Source organism: Neisseria sp. P0021.S006 (genome assembly GCF_051956895.1).
On sequence record NZ_JBQCWZ010001149.1, the window covers coordinates 1 to 483 of the forward strand.

1 protein-coding gene is annotated in these 483 nt (G+C 49.9%); it reads right to left on the bottom strand.

What is annotated here, in order from left to right; all coding sequences use genetic code 11:
* Positions 1-483 (bottom strand): CorA family divalent cation transporter (locus ACTHUM_RS19195; protein ID WP_440403872.1); only part of this gene is annotated, 483 nt, incomplete at both ends.

The following is a 483-nucleotide window of genomic DNA, read 5'->3' on the forward strand; positions in this document are numbered from 1 at the left end:
GCCAATGCAGCTCGGGCATATTGTCGAAGTTCATGCCGTAGATACCGGTGATGACGGTCAGCGGCATAAAGATGATGGTGATAACCGTCAACACGCGCATTTGCTGGTTCATGCGGTTGGATTGGAAGGAAAGGTAAATGTCCATCATGCTCAACACCATATCACGCGAGGCATCAAGCGATTCGATAAGCTGCATATTGTGGTCGTACACATCGCGCAGATAGACGGTCGATTCGCCTTTGAAAATGGCAAAATCGCCGCGTACGGCCAGTTGGTAGAACACGTCGCGCAATGGCAAAAGCGTGCGCCGCAGACGGACGGCATCGCGCTTGAGGCGGTGAATCTTACTGAGAATATCGCTGTTTTCATTTTTAAACAGGGACTTGTCTATCGCTTCGACACGGTTGTTGTACGACTCCAAAACGATGAAATAGTCGTCCACAATACGGTCAAGCAGACAATACGCCAGAAACGCCGTGTTTT